We start from the raw sequence: 25682 nt of genomic DNA, 5'->3' as shown, positions 1-25682 counted from the left end.
AGGGGACATGGTCTGGGGTTTCGAAACCGACCCCGAGATCCAGCGCGAGCTGGACTGGGTCGAGGAGTTCGTCGCCGGCGAGGTCGAGCCGGTGGACCAGGTGGTCGAGCACGCCTGGAACCCGCGCGACCCGGTGCGCAACGCGCTCATCAAACCGTTGCAGCGGCAGGTGCGCGAGCACGACCTGTGGGCGGCGCACCTCGGCCCCGAGCTCGGCGGCAAGGGGTACGGGCAGCTGCGTTTGGCGCTGCTGAACGAAAAGCTCGGCCGCACGCACTCCGGCCCGGTCGTTTTCGGCTGCCAGGCCCCGGATTCCGGCAACGCCGAGATCCTCGCCCACTACGGCAGCGAGCATCTCAAGAAGACCTACCTCGAGCCATTGATCGAGGGCGACATCGTGTCGTGCTTCTCGATGACCGAACCGCACGGCGGATCCGATCCCACCGGTTTCCGCACCACCGCCCGGCTCGACGGCGACACCTGGGTGCTCAACGGCGAGAAGTGGTTCTCCAGTCACGCGCTGTTCGCCGAGTTCCTCATCGTCATGGCCGTCACCGAGCCCGAAGCGCCGCCGCACAAGAGCATGTCCATGTTCGTCGTGCCCGCGGACACGCCGGGCATCGAGCGCGTGCGCGACGTGTCGGTGTGGGGGCATGAGGAACCCGTCGGCACGCACCAGTACCTGCGTTACACCGACGTGCGGATCCCGGCGGAGAACCTGCTGGGGGAGCGCGGCCAGGCGTTCGCCGTCGCGCAGACGCGGCTCGGCGGCGGGCGGATCCACCACGCGATGCGCACGGTCGGGCTCGTGCAGTCGGCGTTCGAGCTGATGAAGCGCCGGGCGGTTTCGCGGGTCACCAAGGGGCAGCGGCTGGCCGACAAGCAGCTGGTGCAGGAGATGATCGCCGACTCGTGGATCCAGCTGGAGCAGTTCCGGCTGCTCGTGCTGCGCACCGCCTGGCGGATCGACCGGTACCACGACTACCGGAAGGTGCGCGCGGACATTTCCGCGGTGAAGGCGGCGATGCCGAAGGTGCTCGCCGACATCGCCGGCCGCGCGATCCAGCTCCACGGTTCGCTCGGCATCTCGAAGGAGCTGCCGTTCGGCAAATGGGTCATGGAGTCGTTCCACATGGGACTCGCCGACGGCGCCACCGAGGTGCACAAGGTCAACCTCGCCCAGGCGCTGCTGCGCGGCACCGAGCCCGACGACGGGCTCTTCCCGCCCTACATCACGCCGACCCGGCGCGCCGAGGCCCGCGAACGGTTCGCCGACGTACTCGCGGCGGCCGAGGACGGGGAAGTCGCATGACGGAGCCGACGACACGCGAGGTCGATGCCGCGCCCGTGCGGCCCGGCGAGGACCTCGACTGGGTCGCCGTCGAACGGTACCTGCGCTCGCGGCTGCCGGAGCTGACCGGCGAGTTCTCCGTGCTGCAGTTTCCCAACGGGTCCGCGAACCTCACCTACCGGATCCGGTTCGGCGACACCGCGCTCGTGCTCCGGCGCCCGCCGTTCGGCGCGATCGCGCCGGGCGCGCACGACATGCGCCGCGAGTACAAGGCGCTTTCCCGGCTGTGGAAGGCGTATCCGCGCGCGCCGCGGGGAATGCTGTTCTGCGACGACCATTCGGTGGCTGGCGCGGACTTCCTCGTCGTCGAATACCGCTCCGGCGTGGTGGTGTGGGACTCGCTGCCGCGCTCGATGGCGGCGCTGCCCTCGGCCGGGCGCCGGGTCGGGCTCGCGGTGATCGACGCGCTCGCCGACCTGCACCGAGTCGACCCCGCAGAATGCGGGCTCGCCGATCTCGGCCGCCCGGAAGGGTTTCTGGAGCGGCAGGTGCGGGGCTGGCGCAAGCGCTGGGACCTCGTCGCGGAGGGCGGCGACCCGGCCGCCGCCGTACTCGGCGAACGGCTGGCGGAAACCCTGCCCGCTTCGGGTGCCCCGGCGATCGTGCACAACGACTTCAAGATCGACAACTGCCAGTTCGCGCCGGGGAACCCCGACGAGGTGGTCTCGGTGTTCGACTGGGATATGGCCACCCTCGGTGATCCGCTGGTCGATCTGGGCACCCTGCTCAACTACTGGCCGGACCCCGAGTTCGGCGACGCGGGCGCGCTGGCGTCGCTCGGGCTGTCGAAGCTCGGCCTGCCCTCGCGCGAAGAAGTGATCGGCCGCTATTCGGCCCGGTCGGGTATCGACGTCGGTGACGTCGACTGGTACGAGGCGTACGGCTGCTTCAAGACGGTCGTGATCCTGCAGCAGCTCTACGCGCGGTACCTCCGGGGCGAAACCACCGACGAGCGGATGGCCGCGCGCGGAGACCACATCCCGATCCTCGTCCAACGGGGATTGTCCCGTCTGATCAAGGAGAATTCATGAGCCTCAAGCCCGGGGCCCGCTACTGGGCCACGAACTCCCCGGCCGCGATCGTCGTGGTCCGCCCGCCGTCCGGTGACGTGAAGCTGACCTGCGGCGGCGAGCCGCTGGCGGACACCGAGCAGCCTGCCCAGGGCGGTTCGGGGGACGGCGTGCTGCTCGGCAAGCGGTACACCGATCCCGAAAGCGGGCTGGAGGTGCTGTGCACCCGAGCCGGCGCGGGCGTGCTTGCCGCCGACGGCAGGCCGTTGGAATTGGCGGGCGCGCGCAAGCTGCCCGCGTCGGACTGAGGGAGCCCGGTGAACCCTTCGCTGCTGCTGGAAATGGTCGCGGACGCGGCGGCCGGACGGCGTGCCGTGGGCGAGCTGACGTACGGCGAACTGGACGCGCGTGCCTCGGCCGTCGCGGGTGGGCTCGCCGCGCTGGGCATCGCGAACGTCGGCTATCTCGACGAGTACTCCGAGACGCTGCCGGTGCTGTTCTACGCCGCGCACCGCGCCGGTCTGCCTTTCGTGCCCCTGAACTACCGGTTGTCCGACGAAGCCCTGCGCGCGGCGCTGGCGCGGATCGCCCCCGCCGTCGTCGTGGCGGGTGCGCGTCAGCGGGAGCGGTGCGCCGGTGTCGAGGGCATCACCGTCCTTGGGCCCGGCGAACTGCCGACCGGTGACGCGGTGTCGGTGGAGGGCGAGGTGAGCGTCCTGCTGTTCACCTCCGGCACGAGTGGCGAGCCGAAGGCGGCCGTGCTGCGCCCGGAAAACCTGACGTCCTATGTGCTGTCCACCGTGGACTTCCTCGGCGCGGGCGAGGACGAGGCGCAACTGATTTCCGTGCCGCCGTACCACATCGCCGGGGTGTCGAGCGTGCTGACGAGCCTGTTCGCCGGGCGGCGGCTCGTGGTGCTGCCGTCGTTCAGCCCCGGGGGCTGGGTGGACGCGGTGGTCGCCGAGTCGGTGACGCACGCGATGGTGGTGCCGACCATGCTCGGCCGGATCCTCGACGTGGCCGAGGAACGCGGGACGACGCTGCCCGCGCTGCGGCATCTGTCCTACGGCGGCGGGCGGATGCCGGCCCCGGTCATCGAGCGGGCGCTGCACCAGCTGCCGCACGTGGACTTCGTGAACGCCTACGGGCTCACCGAAACCAGCTCGACCATCGCGGTGCTCGGCCCGGACGACCATCGCGCCGCGATAGCGTCGGCGGACCCGGCGGTGCGCGCCCGGCTGATGTCCGTGGGACGGCCGCTGCCGAGCGTCGAGGTGGAGATCCGCGGCGCGGACGGGCTGCCGACCGGGCCCGGGGAGCCGGGGGAGATCTTCGTGCGCGGGGATCAGGTGTCCGGTGAGTACGTGTCGCACACGGCCACCGACGCCGACGGCTGGTTCCCGACGCGCGACCGCGGTTACCTTGACGCGGAAGGGTTCCTGTTCCTCGACGGCCGCGCCGACGACGTGATCGTGCGCGGTGGGGAGAACCTCTCGCCGGGCGAGATCGAGGACGCGTTGTTGTCGCATCCCGCCGTGGACGACGTGATCGTACTCGGGATGCCGGACGGCGAATGGGGTGAGGTGCCGGTGGCCGCGGTCGTCCCCGCGACGGCCGCCGATCCGGCCGAGCTGGAGCGCGAACTGCGCGAGTACGTGCGCGAAAGGCTCCGCTCGGCGAAGACCCCGGCGCGTGTCCACGTGCGGGAGTCCTTGCCCCACACGGAAACCGGTAAGGCACTGCGGCGTGTGCTGCGGGCGGAACTGATGGGGAGGGACAGTGCGCTTCACGCCTGACGCGGACGCCGAAGAGCTTCGTGCCGTGGTCCGCGATTTCCTGGAGCACGACGCGCCCGGGTGGGAACGGTTCGCCGGTGAGCTCGGCGTCGGCGCGCTCGATGTGCCCGAGGAGTTCGGCGGCGCGGGCGCGAGTTTCCGCGAAGTCGCGGTCGTGGCCGAGGAGCTGGGGCGTTCGCTGGCGCCGCTGCCGTGGTTCGCGACTTCGGTGCTCGCGACCGGTGCCCTGCTGGCCGCGCGCGGCCCGGCGCGGGACGAGCTGCTGACTCGCCTCGCGGCGACGGCCACCACCGCGACCGTGGTGCACGATCCTGGCGCGATCGCTGCGGTCGAAAATGATGACGGCTGGCGGCTGACCGGTAAGGCGTCGTTCGTGGTCGACGGCGCGTCGGCGGAGGTAGTGCTGGTGCCCACACCGGTCGGCCTGTTCGCCGTTGAGGGCATCACGGGCGAGCCGATGCGCACGATGGATCCGAACCGGCCGCTCGCGACACTGAGGTTCGACGGTGCTCCCGCCATGCTGATCGACACGACTGACGTCCGGGAGAGCGTGCGCACGCGGGCGCTGGCGGCGCTGGCGTGCGAGCAGACCGGGGGAGCGGCGGTGGCAATGGAAATGTCCGTGGCCTACGCCGGGCAGCGTGTCCAATTCGGACGTCCGATCGCGACCTTCCAGGCCGTCAAGCACCGGTGCGCCGACATGGCCGTGCGCGTCGAAGCGGCGCGCTCGGCGTCGTTGTGGGCCGCGGCCGCCATCGCCGAGGGCGCCCCGGACGCGGCGGAAGCGGCCGCGACGGCCGCACTCGTGTGCGGCGAGGCGTATGCCTGGGTGGCGGCCGAAACCGTTCAGGTGCACGGCGGAATCGGCTTCACCTGGGAACATCCCGCTCATCTGCACGTCCGGCGCGCCGCGACCAGCCGCGTGCTGCTCGGCGAACCACACACCCACCGCGAACGGCTGCTGACGGCGCTGGGCATCTGAACCGAAGAGGAGCTCGCCATGCACGAAACCGCTCGCGACCCGTGGCGCCTCGACGGCCGGTGGATCGTGATCACCGGCGGCAGCAAGGGAATCGGCCTCGGCGTCGCGCACGAGTTGCTGCGCCGGGGCGCCCACGTCGGCATCATCGCGCGTGACCCCGAGGCGCTCGAGACGGCTCACCGAGAGCTGGAGTCCGCCGCTCCGGCGGGTGCGGAAGTCGCGTCGTTCCGCGCCGACACCGCCGACGAGCACGACATCGCCCGGCTGGACGGCGAACTGGCCGGGCGGATCCCGGTGCTGCACGGGTTCGTCGCGAACGCCGGCACCGGCGGGCTGACCTCGTTCCTGGACCTGGAGGTCGCGGAATGGGACCGGATCATGCGGGTCAACCTGCGCGGCACCTTCCTCGCCACGCAGCTGGCCGCGCGCCGGATGATCGCCGGGCGCGAAGCCGATCCGGACGGCGACCGGTCGATCCTCGTCATGTCCTCTGTGCGCGCCGCCCAGTTCCGGCCGGGCACGCTGCCGTACTCGTGCACGAAGGCGGCGCTCAACCAGTTCGTGCGTGCGGTCGCGATCGAGCTGGCGCCGCACCGGATCCGCGTGAACGCCGTCGCGCCCGGGATGACCGTGACCCCGCTGATGCTCGAACGCACGCCGGACGTTGAGGAGATCGCCGCGCGGCGCATCCCGTTCGGCCGCGCCGGACAACCCGCCGACGTCGCCCAGGCTTCGGCTTACTTGCTCAGCGAAGCCGCCGCGTTCGTCACGGGCGCGAACCTCGCCGTCGACGGCGGCGAGGCGCTGCTCTGAGCCTCAGCCGCGCAACCCGGCGACCAGGAGTCCCACTAGGTGTCGCGCGTCGTAGCGGGGGTTGTTGCCCGCGCCGGCGCAGAGGCCGCCGATTCCGCGCATCAGCTCGAACGCGTCCTGGCCCGGTTTGATCTCGCCCGCGGCCGCGGCGGCGTCGAGCAGCTCGGCGCACACGGGTTCGAGCCGTTCGAGGAAGTACGAGTGCAGCGGGTCGAAGCAGGGATCGTCGGACTGCAGCACCGCGGCGAGCCCGAGTTTCGTGACCAGGAAGTCGACGAACAGGTCGATCCACCGCGCCAGCGCGGCGTGCGGGCCAGCGCTTTCGGCGAGCAGCGCCGGGCCCGCTTCGGCGAGCGCTTCTACCTGGTGCCGGTACACGGCGATGATCAGATCCGCCCGCGTCGGGAAGTGGCGGTAGATGGTGGCCGTGCCGACCCCGGCCTCGGCCGCGATGTCGCGGATCGGCGCCTCCACCCCGGCGGCCACGAACACGGCGGCGGCCGCGTCGAGGAGCGCCTCCTTGTTGCGCCGGGCGTCGGCCCGCTGGGCCCGGGCTGCGTTCACGTGCTTCCCTCGCTTGCTAACCGGGACAGTGTCCCGTATGTTTAAACGGGACGACGTCCCGCTTCTCCATCATGACAGATCCGGTGCCGCGCTGCCCGGAAAACCCCGGAATTCCCGGAAAGGACCTTCGTATGTCCACGTATCTCCTGGTGCACGGCGCCTGGCACACCGGCGAGGCCTGGGACCGGGTGGTCCCGTTGCTGGAGCGCGCCGGGCACCGGGTGCTGGCCCCGACGCTGACCGGCTACGGCGCCACGAAACACCTCGCCGGTCCCGAAATCGGCCTGGACACGCACATCGACGACGTCGCCGGCCTGATCACGAGCGAGCACCTCACCGACGTGGTCCTCGTCGGGCACAGCTACGCGGGCATGGTCATCTCCGGCGTGGCGGACCGCGTCCCGGAACGGATCCGCGAGCTGGTCTTCCTCGACGCCATGGTCCCGGAGGACGGCGAAACCGCGGTCGACGTGATGCCCGTCAGCCAGGCGCTGGTGGACGCCGCGCTGGAATCCGAGAGCGGCTGGCGCGTCCCGCCGCTGCCCGAATTCCCCGGTAGCGGCCTGTTCGGCGTCACCGATCCCGAGGACATCGCCTGGGTGCGCACGATGCTCTCGGATCAGCCGGTGGACTGCCTCCGGCAGCCCGTCCGCCTCGGCGATCCCGCGGCGAAGGCGCTCCCGCGGACGCATATCCATTGCACCGTCGGAAAACCCGAGGGCTACGAGCGTCGCGCGGTGCCGCAGGGCGAGCCCGTGTGGGAGCTGGAAACCGGGCACGACTGCATGGTCACGAGGCCGGCCGAGCTGACCGAACTGCTGCTCAAGATCGGCTGACCTGGAACACGTGCGCCGTCATCCGCGCGGTCACCGGGCCTTCGCCGAGTTCGGCCGTCATGTGCTCCGCGACGGCCGCCACGGACTCCGCGGGCTCGGCCCTGGCCTCGATCTCCGCGCGGAGCGGCGTGCCGGTGCAGAAACCCGTCGCGATCGCCGCCGCCGAGTCCGCTCTTCCTTCCAGCGTCACGGTTTCCGCCGACACCGCGCCGAGTCCGCCCGCGCGCAGATCCGCCCGCACCGCGCCCGGATCGTGGTAGCCGTGGGGGATCGCGGTGACGAACTGGGGCGGGTTTTCCGGGAAGACGTCCGCCAGCGCGTTCGCCAGCGGGCGGGCGAAGCCGTGCTCGCCGACCTCGCCCCAGGTGTTGAACAGCAGGTGCCCGCCGGGCGCCAGCACGCGCCGCATTTCCGCGTAGGCGGCCGGTTTCCCGGGCAGGAACATCACGCCGAACTGGCAGGCGACGAGATCGAACTGCCCGTCCGCGAACGGCAGCCGCCGTGCGTCGGCCTGCCGCCACTGGGCGCCGGGCACCTGCCGTGCACCGTATTCGACCATGGCGTCGCTGAGGTCCGTGGCGACGACCGTCGCGTGCGGGGCGAGTTCGCGGGTGAGCACGCCCGTCCCCGCGGCGATCTCGAGGACCCGCCGGGGCCGCAGCCGCGTCGCGCGCTCGGCGAGGTCCACCGCGAACGGCCGGAACACTGCCGCCGCGAGGCGGTGGTCGTACGCCTCGGGCATGGATGCCCTCCACAACCGGTCTGCGTCGTGGTCCATGAGCGCCTCCTCGGGCACGGCCGTGCCCTCAAGGATGCGCGCCCACCAGGCGAAGAGCGAATTCGCTGTACTGCCACACCACGGTGTCCTCGGTGTGCTCGCCGTGTTCGCGGTACCACGCGGAAACGCCCATGCCGAGGTCGAGGATCGCGTACGACGCGAGCCGGACCGAGCCCACGGTGAACACTCCCGCGTCGACCCCGGCGCGTACCAGTTCCCGGAAACGGTTCTCGTACTTCGCGCGGAGCTTCAGTACCTCGGTGCGATGCGGCTCGACGAGGCTGCGGATCTCGCGGTTGCCGACGAACGCTTCGAGCCGGTGCCGCGCGTGGTACCGGACGTGGGCTTCGGTGGCCCGCCGCAGGCGCTCGACAGGGTCCGTGGTGCCGGCGACGGCGTTGTCGTGCCCCGCGAGAAGCTCCTTCATGGTCGCCACCATGATCCCGGCCAGCAGGTCCTGCTTGGAGTCCACGTGCTTGTACAGGCTGGGGCCGCGCATGCCGACCGCCGCGCCGATGTCGGCCATCGTCGTGGCCTCGAAGCCCTTGCCGGTGAACAGCTCGAGCGCGGCCTCGCGGATGTCGCCGGACCGGTCCACTACGCCTCCCTTCGGCTAATGAAGTGTAGCGGACGACGCACTCGCATTGCTTCTCCATCTGACCCTCAACTACGGTGACGGCTAATGACGATTAGCTGAACCGGAGGAGAGGCCGTGGCCGTCGATCTTGAGCCCAGCCCGGAGGTCGCCGCGCTCGCCGGGCGCACCGCGAAGTTCATCCGCGACGTGGTGATCCCGATCGAGGAGGAGCATCGCGGCGTGGTGACCTCGGACGAGGTGCGCGCGCGGCTGCAGAACGCGGCGAAGGAGGCGGGTGTGTTCGCGCCGCACGTCTCGCCGGAGTTCGGCGGGCACGGGCTCGGCATGCTCGGGCGGGCCGCGGTGTTCGAGGAGGCCGGGTACTCGTTGCTCGGGCCGCTGGCGCTGAACATCGCCGCGCCGGACGAAGGCAACATGCACATGCTCGAAGCCATCGCGACCGAGGACCAGCAGGAGCGCTACCTCCGGCCGCTGGCGTCGGGGGAGGTCCGGTCGTGCTTCGCGATGACCGAGCCCGCCCCGGGCGCGGGCTCCGACCCGGGCGCGCTCGCCACGACGGCGACGCGCGTCGAGGGCGGCTGGCGCATCGACGGCCGCAAGTGGTTCATCACCGGCGCCGACGGCGCGGGGTTCACGATCTGCATGGCCCGCACCTCGGGCGAGCCGGGCGAGGCCGGCGGCGCGACGATGTTCCTCGTCGACGCCGGGAACCCCGGGATGAAGCTCGTGCGGCACCTCGACACCCTCGACGAAAGCCTGTTCGGCGGGCACATCGAGCTGCTCTTCGACAACTGCGTGGTCCCCGAGGACGCGGTGCTCGGCGAGGTCGACCAGGGGTTCCGGTACGCCCAGGTCCGGCTCGGCCCGGCCAGGATGACGCACTGCATGCGCTGGCTCGGCATCGCGCGCCGGGCGCAGGACATCGCGGTGGCCAGGGCGGCGGACCGGCGGCTGTTCGGCTCGCGGCTGGGCGAGCTGGGCATGGTGCAGCAGATGATCGCCGACAACGAGATCGACATCGCGGCCTCGCGCGGGCTGATCCTGCAGGCCTGCTTCGAGCTGGACCAGCAGCGCTCCGCGTCGCAGTCCACCGCGATCGCGAAGACGTTCTGCGCCGAGGCGATCTGGCGGGTGGTCGACCGTTCGGTGCAGATCTGTGGCGCGCTGGGCATTTCCGGCGACGTGCTGCTGAGCCGGTTCCTGCGTGAGGTGCGGCCGTTCCGGATCTACGACGGGCCCTCGGAAACCCACCGCTGGGCCATCGCCCGGCGCGTGCTGCGCCGCCATGACAAGGAGGCGGGCCGGTGAACTCCACAGTGGACGGTCTGGAACTGCCGGCGCTGGAACGGTTCTTCGGGGAGCACGTGCCGGAGTTCGGCGGGAAACTGAGCGCCGAGCTGATCCAGGGCGGGCGCTCGAACCTGACGTATTTGCTCACCGACGGCAGGCAGCGCTGGGTGCTGCGCCGTCCGCCGCTGGGCGAGCTGACGCCGTCGGCGCACGACATGGACCGCGAATACCGGGTCGTCGCCGCGCTTTCCGGCAGCGAGGTTCCGGTGGCGCGGGCCGTGGCGCTGGCCGGGCCCGACGTGCTCGGCGTGCCGTTCTCGGTGGTGGAGTTCGTCGAGGGCCGCGTGATCCGCACGACCGAAGAGCTGGATTCCTTGTCCCAGCAGGACATCACGCGCTGCGCGTACGCGATGGTCGACGTGCTGGCGCGGCTGCACGAGGTCGAACCGGAAGCGGCGGGGCTGGCGGATTTCGGCCGCCCGGAGGGCTATCTCTCGCGGCAGGTGCGGCGCTGGGCCGGGCAATGGGACCGGGTGCGGACCCGGGAACTGGACGACATCGGCACCCTGCACGCGCGGCTCGCCGAAGCGTGCCCGGCCGAGAGCGGCGCGTCGATCGTGCACGGCGACTACCGCATCGACAACACCATCCTCGACAGCGGCGACCCCGCCGTGGTCCGCGCGGTGGTGGACTGGGAAATGGCCACACTCGGCGATCCGCTCGCCGACCTCGGACTGCACCTCGTGTACTCCGACCCCGCGTTCGCGCCGGTACTGGCGGGCGCGGCGGCCTCGACGAGCGACAGGCTCCCGCCCGCCGCGGACCTCGCGGAGCGATACGCGCGCGCGAGCGGCCGCGAGCCGGCGAACCTCGGGTTCTACCTGGGGCTCGGGTACTTCAAGATCGCCGTGATCGCCGAGGGCATCCACGCGCGGCATGTGAAGGGGATGACGCGGGGGAGCGGGTTCGAGCAGGTCGGCGAGGCTGTGGCGCCGTTGGTCGCCGCGGGGTTGAAGGCGCTTGGCGGCTGGAGATAGCAACGGACGCGCGTAGCGCGCGCTGTGTGCACCCCTCCGCCGCCCCGATCCGTAAGTGTTCGCGGTCATCGGGCCGCGTCAAGGCGGGAAAGAGTACCTTGACCCGGCCCGATGACCGCAAGAGCAGGCTGGGGATCGGGGCGGTGGAGGGGTGTGGGCGTCGGGACGGCTCGCTTTGCGTTGCCGTCCGGCGGTTGGGGGCGGGGCAGGTCGTCGGGTGTTCCCGGGTTTTGTTGCAGGGTGGCGGTTTTTAGGGTGGCGTCAGGTTCGTGCGGCTCGGCGTTGTTCTTGTACGCGGCGGTAGCTCCAGAACAGCAGACCCCACAGCACGAGGCCCGAGAGGATCAGGCTCGTGCCGCAACTCCAGCCGCTCAGGGGCAGCCACCGGACCGTGCCCCACACCACGCCCGCCGCGATGAGCAGCAGGCCGCAGGTCACCGAGCCGGCGATCCGGATCGGTGACGCCACGCTGTCTTCAGCCGCCTTCATGGCGCGGGTGCGGACCGGGCCCACGTACCGTTCCAGCGCCGGGAACTCCGACGCGAGCGTGACCAGCCCGGCCAGCACGAGCAGCAGCCCCGGCCCCGGCAGCACCAGCAGCGCCACCCCGACGACCAGCAGCACCGTGCCCACCACGGCGATGATCACGCGTTTCATCCGGTCCCCACCTCCCTGACGGAAACGTCCCGGCGCTGATTTTGGTGCCCGCGGGCCGCCGCCGCTCGTCGGGAGGTCAGGCGCCGACGTAGGCCGCGAGGTGTTCGCCGGTCAAGGTCGGGCGGGTGGCGACCAGATCGGCCGGGGTGCCCTCGAACACGATCCGGCCGCCGTCGTGACCCGCGCCGGGGCCAAGGTCGATGATCCAGTCGGCGTGCGCCATCACGGCCTGGTGGTGCTCGATCACCACGACGGACTTACCGCCGTCCACCAGCCTGTCGAGCAACCCCAGCAGCTGCTCGACGTCCGCCAGGTGCAACCCGGACGTCGGCTCGTCGAGCACGTAGATTCCGCCGTCGGCGGCCATGTTCGTGGCCAGTTTGATCCGCTGCCGCTCCCCGCCGGACAGCGTGGTGAGCGGCTGGCCGAGCGTCAGGTACCCGAGCCCGACCTCCGCGAGGTGGGTCAGGATCCTGTGCGCCGCCGGGACTTTCGCCTCGCCGCGGGCGAAGAACTCTCCGGCCTCGGCCACCGGCATCGAGAGCACTTCGCTGATGTCGCGCCCGCCGAACTTGTAGTCGAGCACCGCCGCCTGGAAGCGCTTCCCCTCGCACACCTCGCACGGCGCGGCCACCCCGGCCATCATCCCGAGGTCCGTGTACACGACGCCCGCGCCGTTGCAGTTGGGGCAGGCGCCCTCGGAGTTCGCGCTGAACAGCGCGGGCTTCACGCCGTTGGCCTTGGCGAACGCCTTGCGGATCGGCTCCAGCAGCCCGGTGTAGGTGGCGGGGTTGCTCCGGCGCGAACCGCGGATGGCCGTCTGGTCGACCGTCACCACGCCCTCGCGGCCCGAAACCGAACCGTGGATGAGGGAGCTCTTGCCCGAGCCCGCCACCCCGGTGACGACCGTCAGCACCCCGAGCGGGATGTCGACGTCGACGTTCTGCAGGTTGTGCTCGTTCGCGCCGCGGACCTCCAGTTTGCCCGTGTGCTCGCGCACCGAGGGCTTGAGCGAGGCGCGGTCGTCGAGGTGGCGCCCGGTGATCGTGCCGCTCGCGCGCAGTCCTTCGACGCTGCCTTCGTACGTCACCTGGCCGCCGCCGGTGCCAGCGGCGGGACCGAGGTCGACGACGTGGTCGGCGATCTCGATCAGCTCCGGCTTGTGCTCCACCACGAGCACCGTGTTGCCCTTGTCGCGCAGCTGGCGCAGCAGGTCGTTCATGCGCTGGATGTCGTGCGGGTGCAGCCCGATCGACGGCTCGTCGAACACGTACGTCACGTCGGTGAGCGAGGAGCCGAGGTGGCGGATCATCTTGGTGCGCTGGGCTTCCCCGCCCGAGAGCGTGCCCGCCGGGCGGTCGAGGCTCAGGTACCCCAGCCCGATCTCGGTGAACGAGTCGAGCGTGTGCCGGAGCGCGGTCAGCAGGGGCGCGACCGACGGCTCATTCAGCTTCGCCACCCACTGGGCGAGGTCGCTGATCTGCATCGCGCAGGCGTCGGCGATGCTGATCCCGGCGATCTTCGAGGACCGCGCCTCCGCCGAGAGGCGGGTGCCCTCGCAGTCGGGGCAGGTGTCGAAGGTGACCGCGCGCTCGACGAAGGCCCGGATGTGCGGCTGCAGCGAATCGACGTCCTTCGACAGCATCGACTTCTGGATCCGCGGGATGATGCCCTCGTACGTGAGGTTGATGCCCTCGACCTTGATCTTGGTCGGTTCCTTGTACAGCAGGTCGTTCAGCTGCTTCTTGGTGTACTTCTTGATCGGCTTCGCCGGGTCGAAGAACCCGCTGCCCTTGAAGATCCGCCCGTACCAGCCGTCCATGCTGTAGCCGGGGATGGTGAACGGGTTCTCGTCGAGGGACTTCTCCTCGTCGTACAGCGCCTTCAGGTCGATGTCGTTGATCGCGCCGCGGCCCTCGCAGCGCGGGCACATGCCGCCGGTGATGCTGAAGCTGCGGCGCTCCTTGATCTGCCGCCCGGCCTTCTCCACGGTGACCGCGCCCGCGCCGCTGATCGAGGCGACGTTGAAGGAGAACGCCTGCGGCGAGCCGATGTGCGGTTTCCCGAGCCTGCTGAACAGGATCCGCAGCATCGCGTTCGCGTCGGTGGCGGTGCCGACGGTCGACCGCGGGTCGGTGCCCATCCGTTCCTGGTCGACGAGGATCGCCGTGGTCAGCCCGTCCAGCACGTCGACGTCGGGGCGGGCCAGCGTCGGCATGAACCCCTGCACGAACGCGCTGTAGGTCTCGTTGATCAGCCGCTGCGACTCGGCGGCGATCGTGCCGAACACCAGCGAGCTCTTGCCCGAGCCGGAGACGCCGGTGAACACGGTGAGCCGCCGCTTCGGCAGCTCGACGCTGACGTCCTTGAGGTTGTTCACGCGCGCGCCGTGCACGCGGATCAGGTCGTGGCTGTCCGCGGCGTGCGGCTCGGTTCTGCTCATCGGGGTGTCTCCGTGATGCGGGACGGGGCCGCCGTGGCGGCCCCGTCTTGGGCGTGGAAAGGGGTTTTCAGCGGGTTTCCTGGATCCGGATCATGTTGCCCGCGGGGTCGCGGAAGGCGCAGTCGCGGACCCCGTAGGGCTGCTCGGTCGGCTCCTGGATCACCTCGGCGTCCCCGGCCTGGAGTCTTTCGAAGGTGCCGTCGAGGTCCTTGGTGGCGAGCAGGAGCGTGCCGTAGGTGCCCTTCGCCATCATCTCGGCGATGGTCTTCTGCTCGTCCTCGGTGACGCCGGGGGTCGCGCTCGGCGGGTACAGCACGATGTTCGTGCCGGGCTGGCTCGGCGGGCCCACGGTGATCCAGTGCAGGCCGTTGTAGCCGACGTCGTTGCGCACCTCGAAACCGAGGACGTCGCGGTAGAACGCGATGGCCGCCTCCGGGTCGTTCTGCGGGAGGAAGCTGGAGTGAATGCTGATGTCCATGCCGGTCACGCTACGGGCGGGCCGAGGCCGGCGCTTCTCGATTCCTGACCGGTCGCGTGACCTGTTTCGCGACGCACGCCGGCAGGCCCGCGGTGGCCGCCGCCTCCTTGCGGTACACGCTCGGCGGCACGCCGACGAGCTCGGTGAACCGGGTGCTGAACGTGCCGAGCGAGGAGCAGCCGACGAGGAAGCAGACCTCGGTGACGGACAGCTCCCCGCCCCGCAGCAACGCCATCGCCCGCTCGATGCGGCGCGTCATCAGGTACGAGTAGGGGGATTCGCCATACGCGCGGCGGAACTCGCGGCTCAGGTGCCCGGCGGACATGTGCACGCCGCGGGCGAGCGCCTCGACGTTCAGCGGCCGCGCGTACTCCCTGTCGATCCGGTCGCGGACGCGACGGAGCAGCGCCAGGTCGCGCAGCCGGTTCCCCTCGGCTGGAGTGGTGGTCACCTGCGCGATCCTGCCACAGGAAACCGGCAATTTGGGCGGAGTTACGTCCCCGGGGGTGGCACTGGCACGGGCCGTGGCCGGGCCGTCACGCCTTGATGGTGGCTTGCCCCGGATGGCCGGGGCCACCTCGGTGTTACTGGTTCCCGCGCGCTCGCTGCCGGGAAAGTCGCGATTCGAGGACGACCAACCCGCCGAGGACGAGCACGACCACGCCGATCACCCGCAGCGCGCTGTCGGCGCCCGAAACGAACGCCGCGATGACGTCGTGCGCGCGGTCCGGAGTGGTCGCGGCGAGGGCCTGCGCGACCGTGTGCGGATCGCCGCCGATGTCGGGCGGCAGTGCGGCGGCGAAGCGGGACGTGAGCACACTGCCGACGACGGCGACGCCGAGCGCGCTGCCGAACTCGCGCGTCGTGGCCTGCAGCCCGGTCGCGACCCCGGCTTGGGCCGGCGGAAGCGAGCCCGCGATGACCCCCGAAAGCGTCGGAAGTGCCAGCGTGACCCCGATTCCGGTCACCACGAGCCAGATTGCATACACGGCGTATGCAGTGTGTGTACCGTTCGTGGACAGCCCGAGCAGCCCGCCGCCGACGAAGGCGAACGCGAGCGCGATGGTGGCGTCGAGGCCGACGCGCCGGGAAAGGGCGCCCACGTGCCGTCCGCCGAGGATGATCGGGATCGTCAGCGGGATGACGCCCAGCCCGGTCTCCACCACGCCGAATCCCTTGCCGTACTGGAGGAACGACGCGTTGACGTAGAACAGCGCGAACATCCCGAAGAACACCGCGGTCATGCCGAGGCACGCGCTGCGCAAGCCCGCGATGCGGAACAGCCGCGGATCCAGCAAAGGGTGCGCGGACTTCACCTCGACGAGCGTCCAGGCGGCGAAAAGCGCTGCGGCGCAAGCGAATCCGGCCACGACGACCGGGCTTCCCCAGCCCTCCTCGGGGCCTTCGACGATGCCGAGCAGCAGCGCGACCGACGCGCCCACGAGCAGCGTCGCGCCGAGCGGGCCGACCGGCCGCTGGTGGCGCGACGAGACGGGCGCGATCCGGGCGACCAGCGCGGCGAGCACCAGCGAGAGGGGGACGGCGGCGGCGAACAGCCAGCGCCACGAGCCGCCGGTAAGGATCGCGCCGCCGCCGACATTGCCGATCACGCCGCCGATCCCGGTCATCGAGGCCCAGGTCGCGATCGTCGCGCCCTTGCGTTCGGCGGGCACCGCGTGCAGCAGCACGGCGAGAGTGTTGGGCAGCACGGCGGCGGCCCCGACGCCGGTGACGGCGCGGCCGACGAGCACGAGCGCGACGTTCGGCGAGACGGCCGACACCAGCGCGCCCGCCGCGAAGAGCGCGAGGCCGCTCAGCAGGATTCCTTTGCGCCCGAAGCGATCGCCCGCCGCGCCGCCCGGGATCACCAGGCAGGCGAAGAAGATCACGTAGGTGTCGACGATCCACACCAGCGCGGAGGCGGACGGGTGCAGCGCGCTGGACGCCAGCATCGGGACGGCGAGGTTGATCGCGGCGACCATCCCGACGACGAGCACCACGCAGCCGCACATGACGGTCAGCAGGCCGCGCCCCGGAACCGGCCGCGCGGCCGGGATGCGTTCGCGAGACAGGAGATTCAGTGGCATGGCACCGACGTTAGGGAGCACGGGCACGATCGTGCGACGCAACTTTGGTAATGAGTAGTTGCGTAGAGTGCAATCATGCCCGAACTCGACCTGAACCTGCTGCGCGTGTTCGACGCCGTGCTCCAGGGCGGCAGCGTCACGGCGGCGGCTGAGCGCCTCAACCTGTCCATCCCGGCCACGAGCCGGGCGCTGGCGCGGCTCCGGCGGGCGATGGACGACCCGATCCTGGTGCGTGCCGGGCGGGGGATGGCGCCCACGCCGTTCGCGCTCCGCGCGGCGCCCCGCGTGCGGTCGCTTCTGGACGAGGCCGCGGCCTTGATCAGCGCCGACCGCGAGATCGATGTCTCCGGCCTGAAGCGCGGTTTCACGGTCCGCATCAACGACGGCGTCGCCGCGACCCTGGCGCCCGCGGCGGTCGAGGCCATCGCGGCGGTCGCCCCGGGCGTGATGCTGCGATTCGTCGCCGAGGGCAGCGAAAGCGTGGAAGCGCTACGGGATGGCTCCGTGGATCTGGACGTCGGCGCGCGCGGCGCGACGGTCCCGGACATCCGGACGGCCGAGCTCTACCGCGAAGAGCTCGTCGGCATCGTGCACGCGGACAGCCCGCTGGGGCGGCATCGCAGGCCTACTTCGGCTCAGCTCTGCCGGCATCCGCACGTTTCGGCGTCGCGACGCGGGCGTGCCCGGGGTCCGCTGGACGACGCGCTCGAAGCCGAAGGGCTCCGCCGCACCGTCGCCGCCGTCGTGCCCACCTTCGCGCTCGCCGTGCTCCTCGTCGCGTCGAGCCGCTACGTCGGGCTCGTGCCGAAGCGGCTCGCGGAGCAGTACGGACCGGCGCTCGGGCTTCGCTGGTTCGCGATGCCGGTGGGCCTGCCGGAATCCGAGATCACCCTGTCCTGGCACGCGCGCCTGGACGCCGACCCCGCGCACGGCTGGCTGCGGGGCATGATCCGGGGCGCCGCGGGCATTCAGTGAACACGTGTGTCCTGGGTTCCGTCCCCGCCGAGAATGTGTTACCTTGGGTAACAGTAAATCCAGGTAACAGTATCTTCTCGTCAGGAGGGCGCGATGACCAGCGTTGACACGCACCGCCCGGCGGAGGCCGGCGGCCCGGGCAGGGAAGAGATGGCCCGGCGGCTGCTCGACTCGTCGGAGACCCTCTCGTACGACCCGGTGCACGAGGTGGACTGGGACACCCCGCTGGACGAGTCCTACCACGGCGCGAGCCCGGAGTGGAGCACGCTCTACGGCACGAAGTACTGGGACGAGATGACCCCGGAACAGCAGCGCGCCCTGACCCGCCAGGAGGCGGCGTCGGTCGCCAGCACCGGGATCTGGTTCGAGATGATCCTGCAGCAGATGGTCATCCGGGACTTCTACGCCAAGGACCCCACGGACCCGGCGTTCCAGTGGGCGCTCACCGAGATCGCCGACGAATGCCGCCACTCGATCATGTTCGCGCGCGGCGCCGCGAAGCTCGGCGCGCCCGCGTACCGGCCGCGCAAGCTCGCGGTCGAGCTGGGCCGGTTCTTCGCCGCCACGGCCAAAGGCGAGGCCGCGTACGCCGCGATCCTCGTGGCCGAAGAGGTCCTCGACGTCATGCAGCGCGACTGGATGCGCGACGAGCGGGTGGTCCCGTTCGTGCGCACGATCAACAACATCCACGTGGTCGAGGAGTCGCGGCACATGAAGTTCGCCCGCGAGGAGACCAAGGAGCGGCTCGCGGGCGCCGGCTGGCTGCGCCGCCAGTACAACGCCTTCGTCGTGTCCGTCGCGGCGTACTACATCGTCAGCAGCATGTGGAACCGCAAGGTGTACGCCAACGCGGGCCTCGACTCCGAGCGCGCCCTGCGCGAGGCGAAGCACAACGAGCATCACAAGGCGATGCTGCGCTCCAGCTGCGCGGGCCTGATGGAGTTCCTCGACTCCTGCGGCCTGCTGACCAAGGCGTCGATGCGCTACTACAAGCGCGCGAACCTGATCTGAGCCCATGGCGTTCGCGATCACCCAGACCTGCTGCAACGACGCCTCGTGCGTCGCCGTCTGCCCGGTCAACTGCATCCACCCCACGCCGGACGAGCCGGACTTCGGCAAGACCGACATGCTGTATGTGGACCCGCGCGCCTGCATCGACTGCGGCGCCTGCGCCGACGCCTGCCCGGTCGACGCGATCTTCCCGGTGGAGAGCCTGACCGAGCCGTTGAAGGCGTACGCGGGCATCAACGCGGAGTTCTACGCCGAACGAGAACCGGCCGCGAACGCCGACCCGGCCCCGAATTTCCACGCCTGGGGCCCGCCGTCGTTCACCCGCACGATCCCGAGCGACTTCCCGGCGCCGCGGGTGGCGGTGGTCGGCACCGGGCCCGCCGGGATGTACGCGGTGGAGGACCTGTTGCTGCACACCAGCGCGAAGGTCACGCTCATCGACCGGTTGCCGGTGACGGGCGGCCTCGTGCGCTACGGCGTGGCGCCCGATCACCCGTCGACGAAGAAGATCGGCGAGACCTTCGCCCGCCTGCACCGTCATCCCCGCCTTCGGCTTCAGCTCGGGGTCGAAGTGGGCAAGGACGTTTCGGTGGCCGAGCTGGAAGACCGGTACGACGCCGTGATCTACGCGGTCGGCGCGTCCTCGGCGCGCGGCCTCGGCATCCCCGGTGAGGACCTGCCCGGCAGCCTCGCCGCCACCACCGTCGTCGGCTGGTACAACGGCCATCCCGACGTGCGCCCGGACGCGGTCGACCTCTCGGCCGAGCGCGTGGTCCTCGTCGGCACCGGCAACGTGGCGCTCGACGTCGCCCGGATCCTGACGGCGGACCCGGAAACCCTGGCGGGCACGACGATTTCGCCGGAGGCGCTGGCGCGGCTGCGGTGCAGCAAGGTGCGCGAAGTCGTGCTGCTGGCCCGGCGCGGGCCCGAGAACGCCGCGTACACCGAGCCCGAATTGCTCGCGCTCAAGCAGGAGGGCGGGCCCCAGCTGGTGGTCGACACGCACGACCCGCGCATCGCGGAGACGATCGATTCCGCCACGACGGGCAAGGCGCGGTTGCTGCGCGATGTGCCCCGCGAGGCCGTCGACTGGTCCGCGCCGCCGCCGCACGGACAGCGCCGCATCGTGCTGCGTTTCCATTCCGCGCCCGCGGAAATCGTCGGCGACCGGCAGGTCCGTGGCACCCGCGTGACCGCGGCGGACGGGGAGACCGAGATCGTCGCGGGGCAGGTCATCCGCGCGGTCGGCTATCGCGGCACGGCGTTACCAGGGCTGCCTTTCGACGAGGAGACGGGCACCGTCCCGAACACGGCAGGGCGCGTCGACGGCGTGCCGGGCGCGTACGTGGTCGGCTGGATCAAGCGCGGCCCGTCGGGCGGAATCGGCGCGAACCGGTCCTGCTCCGCCGAAACCGTCGGCACGCTGCTGGACGACATCGTGTCCGGCAAGGTGTCCGTCGCGCCGCGCCGGTCGTTGCTGCGCCGCCGCTGACACGCGCGAAGCCGCCGCGACGGCCAGAATGGCCAGATGTCGCTGTTCACCCTCGCGGTGGTGCTCGTCGCCGGTCTCGCCGGGCCGCTGCTGGCGGCGCCCGGCAGGCTGCGCGTCCCCGTCGTGGTGGGGGAGATCCTGGTCGGGGTCGCGTTCGGGCGGACCGGCACCGGCTGGATCGACGCCGCTGAACCCGTCCTGTCGTTCCTCGCCTCGGCCGGGTTCGCGCTGGTGATGATGGTGGCGGGCAGCCACGTTCCCTTGCGGCAGCAGGGTTTGCGCTCCGCCACGCGTCGCGGGCTCGTCCTCGCGCTGCTCGTGGGCGTGCTCGCTGTGCCCGCCGGAATCGGCCTCGCCGCGCTCACCGGCACAGGGCACGGAGCGCTCTACGCTGTCCTTCTCGCGTCCAGCTCGGCCGCGCTCGTGATGCCGGTGGTCGACGACGAAGGGCTGAGCGGCCCGCGAGTGACGGCCATGATCGTGCAGGTCGCCGTCGCCGATGTGGCGTGCATCGTCGCGCTGCCGCTGGTGGAAGATCCGGCCGGGGCGGGAAAAGCGGCGCTCGGCGTGGCCGCGGTGCTCGCGGCGGGCGGGATCTGGTTCCTGGCGTTGCGCTGGCTGCACGGGCGCGGGCTGGTGGAGCGGCTGCACGACGTGAGCAAGCACCGGAACTTCGGGCTGGAACTGAGGGTCTCGCTGATCGTGCTGTTCGGGCTCGCCGGACTCGCCCAGCTGGTCGGGATCTCGGTGATGCTCGCCGGGTTCGTCGCGGGGCTCGCGCTGGCCGCGGTCGGCGAGCCACGCCGGCTGGCGCGGCAGCTTTTCGGGCTGACAGATGGGTTTCTGGGTCCCGTGTTCTACGTGTGGCTGGGCGCGTCGCTCGATCTGCGGGAGCTGGGCGCGCATCCGGTCATGCTCCTGCTCGCGGGTTTGCTTGCCGCCGTTGCCTTCCTGATCCACGCCGCCGTGCGCGTGCTCGGCCAGCCGCTGCCGCTGGCCGTGCTCGCCGGGGCGCAGCTGGGCGTGCCGGTCGCGGCCGTGACCATCGGCGGCCGGGAAGGGCTTCTCGCGCCCGGCGAAAGCGGGGCGATCGTCGCCGCGGCACTGGTGACGGTGGGCGTGACCGCCGTGGCCGGGTCGTTCGCCGCCCGTAAGCATGTGTGACGCATGCCACATCGGTTCGAGAACCGTTCCGGCCGGGCGGGCGTCTTGCCTCACGTGAAGCAGAAAGCACTGGAGCGAGCCGACGAGGAAACCCTCGTCCGGCGGACGGCCAGGGGCGACCGCGCGGCCTTCGAGGAGCTGTACCGCCGCACGTCGCCGTGGCTGGCCGTCCGCCTGCGCCGGCGCTGCGCGGACGACCAGATCGTCGCCGAGGTCATGCAGGAGACGTACCTCGCGATCTGGCGTGCCGCGGGGTCGTTCGCGGGCGCGGCGGCCGGGGGCAGCGCGGTCGGCTGGGTCTGGACCATCGCGGCCCGGCGCCTGGTCGACGCGTTCCGCCGCCGCGCGCACCACGCCGAGCCCCCGGCCGTGCTGGCCGACGCCAGCGCGCCGGCCGCCGAAGAAGAGGCGCTGGCGGGGACGGTCGGCGACGACGTCGGCGACGCGCTGCGCACCCTCGCCCCGGAACTCCGGCAGGTCCTGCAGGCGATGGTGCTCGACGGGCTGACCGTACGCGAGACCGCTGTCCTGCTCGGGCTGCCGGAAGGAACCGTCAAGACCCGCGCCCGCCGCGCGCGGGTCGCGATGCGGGAGGCACTGTCATGACCGGGAATCACGTGCCGGCGCGACTGCTGGCGAGCTACGTGCGCGGCGAGGACCTGGCGGCGGATCAGGCGTGGGCGGTCGAGGCGCATCTGGAGTCCTGCCCGGACTGCCGCGCGCGGCTCGCCGGGATCAGTGCGCCGGAGGTGACCTCGCTCGCCGGGTCCGTGTGGTCGGGGATCGAGCCTTCCCTGACGCCGCAAGCACATCCGTCGCGGGTGAAGCAGTGGCTGGTCACCTGGGTGACGCCGGTCGCGATGCCGTGGCTGGTGATGATCGTGCTGGTCACGCTGCTCGCGTGCTGGTTCGACGAGGTTTCGGGCAGTTCCGTTTCGCTGGTGCGGCTGTTCGCGCCGGTGCTGCCCGTCGCCGGGGTCGCGGCTTCGTGGGCGCGGGGGATCGATCCCGCGTACGAACTCGTCGCCGCGACCCCGCGCGCCGGGCTGTACCTGGTGCTCCGGCGGACCACGGCGATGCTCGCCGTGCTGCTGCCGTTGCTGCTGGGGGCGGGCTGGGCGACCGGCACGCACGGCGGCTGGTGGCTCCTGCCCAGCCTCGCGTTCACCACGGGCACGCTCGCGCTCGGCGCGGTGATCGGCATCGGCCGGGCCGCCGTCCTGCTGATCGCGGCGTGGGTCGCGGTGATCGTGCTGCCGACGGTTTCCCTGCAACGGCAGGCTTTCGTGCTCGCGCCGGGCACGTTACCGGTGTGGGCCGGGATCTTCGCCGCGACCGCTCTGGTCGTTTTCCTGCGGCGCACCGCATTCACGCGCTTGGGCGCGAACAACTGAAAGGAGAGATTCCATGCGGGCAGTCGGGGCCGCGGAAGTGGCGCCTGCGACGTACGCCTTCCAGATACAGGCGGAAGGGCTCAGGGTCCGCGTCGGCCGGAGCAGGATGGCCGTCGACGGGCTCGACCTGTCGCTGGGCACGGGGGTGCACGGTCTGCTCGGGCCGAACGGCGCGGGCAAGACCACGCTGATCCGGGCGCTGGCGACCGTGCTGCGCCCGGCAGGCGGGCGGCTCGCGTTGCTCGGTGCACCCGTCGGGGGGCGCACCGGGCAGCGTGGGCTGCGCCGCCGGATCGGGTACCTGCCCCAGCAGTTCGGGTACTACAAGCGGTTCACCGTGCGCGAGTTCGTCGAGTACATGGCGTGGCTGAAGGAAGTGTCCAAAGAGGACATCCCGGGGGCGGTGCAGCACGCGATCGAGCGGGTCGGCCTCGCCGACCGCGCCGGTGACCGGCTCAAGACGCTCTCGGGCGGCATGCTCCGCCGGGTGGGGATCGCGCAGGCGATCGTCAACGACCCGGAGATCCTGCTGCTGGACGAGCCGACCGCCGGGCTCGACCCGGCCCAGCGCGTCCGGTTCCGGGAGCTGATGGTCGAACTCGGCCGGGACTCGTGCGTGCTCGTCTCGACGCACCTGGTCGAGGACGTCGCCTCGGCGTGCCAGGACGTGCTGTTGTTCGCCGAAGGAAAGCTGGTGTTCCAGGGGACACCGGACCAGCTGGCCGACGCCGGTGGCCCCGGCGACACGGGCGCGAGCCCGATCGAACGCGGCTATTCCGCGCTGCTGGGCCACGAGCAGGGGAGGCGGGACTGGTGAGGGCGCTGCGGATCGAGGCGCGGCGGTCGGTCGCGCCGTGGGCGGGGCTGCTGTTCGCCTTACTGGCATTGGGTTTCCTGTTCCTGATGAGCGGGCCGTGGTGGAAGGCGCCTGCCGACTGGACCACGCAGCTGACCACGACGGCGTTGTGGGTGCGGTTCCTGCTGGTGTTCCTGTGGCCGGTCGTGGTCGGCGCCGGGGCGATCCAGGGCATGCGCGACACCCGCTCGGGCATGCACGAACTCCTCGCCACCACACCGCGGCCGCACTGGCACCGCGGGGCGGTTCTGGCCGCGGCGCTGGGCGCGCTGACCGTGCTCGGGTTCCTGCTGGTGTTCGTGGTGGGCGCGATCGAGGTGCTGGCGAACGGCGGGTTCGTCTCGGCCGGGTTCGTGCCGGTCGTGGCGGTCGGCGCGCTTGTGGTGATCGCGGGCGCCTGGCTCGGCCTCGCGGTGGGCAGGTTGCTGCCGCACCCGCTGACCGCGCCCGCGCTCGCCGTGGTGAGCCTGGTGCTGACGGTCCTGCTGTGGAGCGCGCTGGACCCGGAAACGTTCACCTCGTCGGTGCTCGGCTCGGTGCGTGCCGGGCTGCTGGGCCCGGCGATCCAGCAGCCGCACGGTTCGCTGGTCACCACCGCGACGTCGGTGGACGCCGGGCAGGCGGTGTGGTTCGCGGGGCTCGCGGTGACCTGTTTCTTCCTGCTGGCGGCGAAAACCGTGCGTGCCCGGCTGCTCGGCCTGCTTCCCGCGGCGGTGGCCGTCGCGATCGCGCTCGCCGTGTTTCCCGCGACGGCGGAAGAAACCATGGTGCCGGACAGTTCCGCCGCCGCGCAGGTCTGCGACGGGCCGGTGTGCGTGTCCAAAATGCACGAAGCTGTCCTGCCCACGCTGGCCACGGCGGGCCGGGAAGCGTTGGAACAGCTGGGAAACCTGCCCGGCGCGCCGACGCGCGTCGCCGAGCTGACGGACGCGGTCGCGAACAACCAGGTGCCGCCCCGGGATCCGGCCGTGGTGTACGTGGACTTTCAGTCGACGCCCGCTCTGCTGTACGTGAGCGCCGACCAGTTGCGGACCTTCCTGCTGGCGGGCGCCGGAACGCCGTCGTGCCTGCCGAGGAGCTGGGGAGACGCGGGTGACATCGCCGCGCGGACCGTGTCGGCGTCCTGGTTCGGCGGGGAGCTGAAGCCGCTGCCGGCCGGGACCGGGATGGGGCCGCAGGCGAACGGCCCGGTCGAGCAGGCGTGGGCCGCGTTCCGGACGTTGCCGCGAGCGGAGCAGGAGAGCAGGATCGTCGCGCTGCGGCAGTTTTACCTGACCTGCCCGGAAAACGGGAACGCGCTGGACGTGCTTGTGCCGGGGATGGCGCCATGAGGTGGACGCTGCTCTACGCGCGGTCCCGGCAGATCCCGGTGGCGGCGCTCGCGCTCGTGGTGTGCGCGTTCGCGGTGTGGGCGCCGGCGCGGGGTTCGTGGTCGGCGCTGTACGCGGCGCTGGCGCTCGCGGCCGGGATCGCGGTGTGCGCGACCGGGCTGAGCGGGCAGGACCCGGAACTCGACCGGACCGCGGCGATCCGCTGGCCGCTGCGGCGTCTCGCGCACGTGGTGCTGGTCGGCGTCGCCGCGGGCGCGGTGCTGCTGGCGGTGCAGGAGATCGGTGCCGCGCAGGTGGCGTTTTCCTTGGTGGCGCGGGACTCCGCGGGCCTGCTCGGCCTGGCCGCGCTCGCCGCGACGGCGTTCGGCGGCCAGTTCGGCTGGACGCTCCCGCTGGTGTGGTTCGCGATCGGCGCGTTCACTCCGCAGGACGGTTCGGTCAAAGCCAAACTGGTTTCGTGGATGCTGCAGCCCGCCGGGACGCCGGAAGCGACCTGGACGGCCGCGGTGCTCGGCGCAGCGGGACTACTGGCGTACTCGCTTCGCGGCGGGCGTCGGTAGCGACCCGCGTGCCCGGCGCGAGCGCGCTGGCCCAAGCTGTAGCTGGTGATGGCAACGCGAAGCGAGCCACCCCACCACCACACACCCAAACCGCCGCCCGGCACCGAAAGCCGGGCACACCCACCGCCCACACCCCAACCGCCGGACGGCAACGCGAAGCGAGCCGTCCCACCGACCAC

26 protein-coding genes are annotated in these 25682 nt (G+C 71.4%); 18 read left to right on the top strand and 8 right to left on the bottom strand.

The features are described from left to right. Positions 1 to 7: 7 nt before the first annotated feature. From FPZ12_RS27835 to FPZ12_RS27810, 6 genes are read left to right on the top strand one after another with little or no spacing between them, the layout of a single operon-like run. A complete protein-coding gene (locus FPZ12_RS27835; RefSeq protein WP_144748736.1) occupies positions 8 to 1312 on the top strand; it encodes an acyl-CoA dehydrogenase family protein in 1305 nt (434 codons plus the stop codon). Further along, positions 1309 to 2382, top strand: a complete 1074-nt coding sequence (locus tag FPZ12_RS27830; RefSeq protein WP_144748737.1) for a phosphotransferase family protein — start codon at positions 1309 to 1311, stop codon at positions 2380 to 2382. Before FPZ12_RS27835 ends, FPZ12_RS27830 begins: the two co-directional genes overlap by 4 nt. Then, positions 2379 to 2669: a hypothetical protein gene (locus FPZ12_RS27825; protein ID WP_144748738.1), complete on the top strand. Its 291-nt coding sequence runs from the start codon at positions 2379 to 2381 to the stop codon at positions 2667 to 2669. The genes FPZ12_RS27830 and FPZ12_RS27825 overlap by 4 nt, the downstream gene beginning before the upstream one ends. Positions 2670 to 2678: 9 nt before the next feature. Beyond that, a complete protein-coding gene (locus FPZ12_RS27820) occupies positions 2679 to 4157 on the top strand; it encodes a class I adenylate-forming enzyme family protein (RefSeq protein ID WP_144748739.1) in 1479 nt (492 codons plus the stop codon). Further along, the gene (locus tag FPZ12_RS27815) at positions 4141 to 5139 is read left to right on the top strand and encodes an acyl-CoA dehydrogenase family protein (RefSeq protein ID WP_144748740.1); all 999 of its coding nucleotides are present in this window, start codon (positions 4141 to 4143) and stop codon (positions 5137 to 5139) included. Before FPZ12_RS27820 ends, FPZ12_RS27815 begins: the two co-directional genes overlap by 17 nt. Before the next feature lie 18 nt (positions 5140 to 5157). After that, the gene (locus FPZ12_RS27810) at positions 5158 to 5952 is read left to right on the top strand and encodes an SDR family NAD(P)-dependent oxidoreductase (RefSeq protein WP_144748741.1); all 795 of its coding nucleotides are present in this window, start codon (positions 5158 to 5160) and stop codon (positions 5950 to 5952) included. A gap of 3 nt (positions 5953 to 5955) precedes the next feature. Here FPZ12_RS27810 and FPZ12_RS27805 read toward each other — a convergent pair whose 3' ends face one another. Beyond that, on the bottom strand, positions 5956 to 6516 hold the full coding sequence (locus FPZ12_RS27805) for a TetR/AcrR family transcriptional regulator (protein WP_144748742.1): 561 nt from the start codon (positions 6514 to 6516) through the stop codon (positions 5956 to 5958). Between the two features lie 131 nt (positions 6517 to 6647). Here FPZ12_RS27805 and FPZ12_RS27800 point away from each other — a divergent pair, with 131 nt between their 5' ends. After that, entirely contained in the window at positions 6648 to 7352 is a 705-nt protein-coding gene (locus FPZ12_RS27800; RefSeq protein ID WP_144748743.1) for an alpha/beta fold hydrolase, read from the top strand. On the opposite strand, the gene FPZ12_RS27795 is transcribed toward FPZ12_RS27800, so the two are convergent. Both FPZ12_RS27795 and FPZ12_RS27790 read right to left on the bottom strand, forming a co-directional pair. Beyond that, positions 7339 to 8130, bottom strand: a complete 792-nt coding sequence (locus tag FPZ12_RS27795; RefSeq protein WP_208026036.1) for a class I SAM-dependent methyltransferase — start codon at positions 8128 to 8130, stop codon at positions 7339 to 7341. The genes FPZ12_RS27800 and FPZ12_RS27795 overlap by 14 nt on opposite strands. A gap of 28 nt (positions 8131 to 8158) precedes the next feature. Beyond that, a complete protein-coding gene (locus FPZ12_RS27790; protein ID WP_144748744.1) occupies positions 8159 to 8728 on the bottom strand; it encodes a TetR/AcrR family transcriptional regulator in 570 nt (189 codons plus the stop codon). A gap of 114 nt (positions 8729 to 8842) precedes the next feature. On the opposite strand from FPZ12_RS27790, the gene FPZ12_RS27785 reads away from it, so the two are divergent. Further along, positions 8843 to 10036 carry an acyl-CoA dehydrogenase family protein gene (locus FPZ12_RS27785; RefSeq protein ID WP_144748745.1) on the top strand — a complete coding sequence of 398 codons (1194 nt, stop codon included), beginning with the start codon at positions 8843 to 8845 and terminating at the stop codon, positions 10034 to 10036. Continuing rightward, positions 10033 to 11055 (top strand): phosphotransferase family protein, encoded by a 1023-nt coding sequence (locus FPZ12_RS27780; protein WP_166462933.1) that lies wholly within the window; start codon positions 10033 to 10035, stop codon positions 11053 to 11055. Before FPZ12_RS27785 ends, FPZ12_RS27780 begins: the two co-directional genes overlap by 4 nt. A gap of 261 nt (positions 11056 to 11316) precedes the next feature. Here FPZ12_RS27780 and FPZ12_RS27775 read toward each other — a convergent pair whose 3' ends face one another. The 5 genes from FPZ12_RS27775 to FPZ12_RS27755 all read right to left on the bottom strand — a co-directional run bounded on the left by FPZ12_RS27775 (position 11317) and on the right by FPZ12_RS27755 (position 16645). Beyond that, positions 11317 to 11712, bottom strand: a complete 396-nt coding sequence (locus tag FPZ12_RS27775) for a PGPGW domain-containing protein (protein WP_144748746.1) — start codon at positions 11710 to 11712, stop codon at positions 11317 to 11319. Positions 11713 to 11788: 76 nt separating this feature from the next. Next, positions 11789 to 14155 carry an ATP-binding cassette domain-containing protein gene (locus FPZ12_RS27770; RefSeq protein ID WP_144748747.1) on the bottom strand — a complete coding sequence of 789 codons (2367 nt, stop codon included), beginning with the start codon at positions 14153 to 14155 and terminating at the stop codon, positions 11789 to 11791. 67 nt (positions 14156 to 14222) lie between these two features. Continuing rightward, positions 14223 to 14633 (bottom strand): VOC family protein, encoded by a 411-nt coding sequence (locus tag FPZ12_RS27765; RefSeq protein ID WP_144748748.1) that lies wholly within the window; start codon positions 14631 to 14633, stop codon positions 14223 to 14225. Positions 14634 to 14643: 10 nt separating this feature from the next. Then, positions 14644 to 15084 (bottom strand): helix-turn-helix transcriptional regulator, encoded by a 441-nt coding sequence (locus FPZ12_RS27760; RefSeq protein ID WP_144748749.1) that lies wholly within the window; start codon positions 15082 to 15084, stop codon positions 14644 to 14646. Between the two features lie 133 nt (positions 15085 to 15217). Then, on the bottom strand, positions 15218 to 16645 hold the full coding sequence (locus FPZ12_RS27755) for an MFS transporter (RefSeq protein WP_144748766.1): 1428 nt from the start codon (positions 16643 to 16645) through the stop codon (positions 15218 to 15220). 150 nt (positions 16646 to 16795) lie between these two features. On the opposite strand from FPZ12_RS27755, the gene FPZ12_RS27750 reads away from it, so the two are divergent. From FPZ12_RS27750 to FPZ12_RS27710, 9 genes are all read left to right on the top strand, one after another. Beyond that, on the top strand, positions 16796 to 17695 hold the full coding sequence (locus FPZ12_RS27750) for a LysR family transcriptional regulator (protein WP_144748750.1): 900 nt from the start codon (positions 16796 to 16798) through the stop codon (positions 17693 to 17695). Positions 17696 to 17788: 93 nt separating this feature from the next. Next, positions 17789 to 18706 (top strand): AurF N-oxygenase family protein, encoded by a 918-nt coding sequence (locus FPZ12_RS27745; RefSeq protein WP_144748751.1) that lies wholly within the window; start codon positions 17789 to 17791, stop codon positions 18704 to 18706. A 4-nt stretch (positions 18707 to 18710) separates the two neighbouring features. Continuing rightward, positions 18711 to 20198: an FAD-dependent oxidoreductase gene (locus FPZ12_RS27740; RefSeq protein WP_144748752.1), complete on the top strand. Its 1488-nt coding sequence runs from the start codon at positions 18711 to 18713 to the stop codon at positions 20196 to 20198. 36 nt (positions 20199 to 20234) lie between these two features. Further along, positions 20235 to 21362, top strand: coding sequence for a cation:proton antiporter (locus FPZ12_RS27735; protein WP_144748753.1), 1128 nt, complete (start codon positions 20235 to 20237; stop codon positions 21360 to 21362). 54 nt (positions 21363 to 21416) lie between these two features. Continuing rightward, positions 21417 to 21968 (top strand): RNA polymerase sigma factor, encoded by a 552-nt coding sequence (locus tag FPZ12_RS27730; protein ID WP_144748754.1) that lies wholly within the window; start codon positions 21417 to 21419, stop codon positions 21966 to 21968. Next, the gene (locus tag FPZ12_RS27725; RefSeq protein ID WP_144748755.1) at positions 21965 to 22756 is read left to right on the top strand and encodes a zf-HC2 domain-containing protein; all 792 of its coding nucleotides are present in this window, start codon (positions 21965 to 21967) and stop codon (positions 22754 to 22756) included. The genes FPZ12_RS27730 and FPZ12_RS27725 overlap by 4 nt, the downstream gene beginning before the upstream one ends. 13 nt (positions 22757 to 22769) lie before the next feature. Then, positions 22770 to 23573, top strand: a complete 804-nt coding sequence (locus FPZ12_RS27720) for an ABC transporter ATP-binding protein (RefSeq protein ID WP_144748756.1) — start codon at positions 22770 to 22772, stop codon at positions 23571 to 23573. Next, positions 23570 to 24943 carry a hypothetical protein gene (locus tag FPZ12_RS27715; protein WP_144748758.1) on the top strand — a complete coding sequence of 458 codons (1374 nt, stop codon included), beginning with the start codon at positions 23570 to 23572 and terminating at the stop codon, positions 24941 to 24943. Before FPZ12_RS27720 ends, FPZ12_RS27715 begins: the two co-directional genes overlap by 4 nt. Then, positions 24940 to 25503 (top strand): hypothetical protein, encoded by a 564-nt coding sequence (locus tag FPZ12_RS27710; RefSeq protein WP_144748759.1) that lies wholly within the window; start codon positions 24940 to 24942, stop codon positions 25501 to 25503. The genes FPZ12_RS27715 and FPZ12_RS27710 overlap by 4 nt, the downstream gene beginning before the upstream one ends. Positions 25504 to 25682: the final 179 nt, after the last annotated feature.

It is taken from the genome of Amycolatopsis acidicola, assembly GCF_007713735.2.
In the GTDB taxonomy this organism is placed as follows: Bacteria; Actinomycetota; Actinomycetes; order Mycobacteriales; family Pseudonocardiaceae; genus Amycolatopsis_E; species Amycolatopsis_E acidicola.
This window is presented reverse-complemented; position numbering and strand designations above follow the sequence as displayed.